Below are 1,320 nucleotides of genomic sequence, written 5' to 3'. Positions count from 1 at the left end.
GGTGACGCGGGGTGGAGCAGCCCGGTAGCTCGTCAGGCTCATAACCTGAAGGTCACAGGTTCAAATCCTGTCCCCGCAACCAACATCAAAAACAGCCCGCTTCACGCGGGCTTTTTGCGTTCGGACCGCGATCTATGGCGATTTTAACCTGCACCAGGGGTCGGAAGCAGGCGAAGCCGACGCCGTGGGACAGAAAAGCCAAATCATGACCCCCAACCGCCCGCAGCTCGCAGGCCTTTTTGTTATTCGGCACCTTTGCCCACGCGAAGCCGGTTGGCTCCCGGCTCTGTCAGCGCGGCAACCGCCACGCGCCGGCGCGATGGTGACCGGACGCTTTGGACCCTGCAAAACCAGGCGACGAACCATTCTCTCGCCATCAGATCTTGGAAAACGAACCGTGATCGTGCGCTTCCAATCATTGCTATTATTGCTACCGGGCTTGATCGGCGCCATAATCTTCCAGGAGGTTGCCGTGCCCGACTACGCTCTGAACGAACCACTATGAGAGCTTCATCAGGAAGCAGCTCGAATCAGGCCGCTACAACAATGCCTGAGATGTTCGCGCCGGCCTACGTATGCTCGAGGATTTCGAGGCGGAGCGGGAGAGATGGCTGCGCGAGGAGGTTCCGGCGCGCCTGACCGAGCTCCGGCAGGATCCGGCTAAGGGCATCCCTGTCGAGACGGTTTTTTCGCGACTCGAGGCGCGTCATCACGCGAAGCAGGCGAAAGCCAAATAGGCAATGGAGTACCGCATTGTCTTCCACCCCAAGGCGGAACTGAACTCGGCCAGTTCTATGACGACGTAGCCGACCCGTGCGTCGCCGGCGATCGCTTGGAATTTCGTTGTCGGCATCCGCGACCATTGCCTGAGCGTGTCGACTTTTCCACAGTGCGGCACAGAGCGGGTCGAGATCATGCCTGGTCCGCGGATCATCAGCTGGCGACGTGCCGTCAGCATTGCTTTCGCAGTCGATGCCGAACGGGTCTGGTCCTGGGTATTTTTTCGCCGGCCGCAACATCACGGCGGAATTGCTGGAAGGCCGGCTCTGAAGCGCTGCTTAGGCTGGCGTGGGGATCGACACTAGCCAGGAGGCGATTCTCAGGCCGATGGCACGCACCTGCCGCCGCCTAGGTGGGAGCTTGGTAGAAGAGTGATCCTCAGCGGAACACCACTCACAATTTCAGCCAAGCCAGCTCACGAATTTCCGCCCCGTGGATATCTCTACGAGAAATCGCAAAAACATCGTCGATGACTGTTGACAGTTCTGGTTGGTGGCGACTATATACGCCTCACGAACGAGGGCGGTGCGCCGCTGGCGG

The 1,320-nt window shown here is 59.7% G+C and carries 1 protein-coding gene and 1 tRNA gene; one reads left to right on the top strand and one right to left on the bottom strand.

The window, feature by feature from the left end:
- The first annotated feature begins 5 nt into the window (after positions 1–5).
- Positions 6–82, top strand: a tRNA-Met gene (locus NKI32_RS31515).
- 627 nt (positions 83–709) lie between these two features.
- Here the strand turns inward: NKI32_RS31515 and NKI32_RS31510 are convergent.
- A complete protein-coding gene (locus tag NKI32_RS31510; protein WP_155923365.1) occupies positions 710–916 on the bottom strand; it encodes a hypothetical protein in 207 nt (68 codons plus the stop codon).
- Positions 917–1,320 lie beyond the last annotated feature (404 nt).

This window comes from Mesorhizobium sp. M0761, assembly GCF_040320205.1.
Taxonomy (GTDB): Bacteria; Pseudomonadota; Alphaproteobacteria; order Rhizobiales; family Rhizobiaceae; genus Mesorhizobium.
The sequence above is the reverse complement of the archived record's forward strand: the minus strand, read 5'-3'. Positions and strand labels throughout refer to the sequence as shown.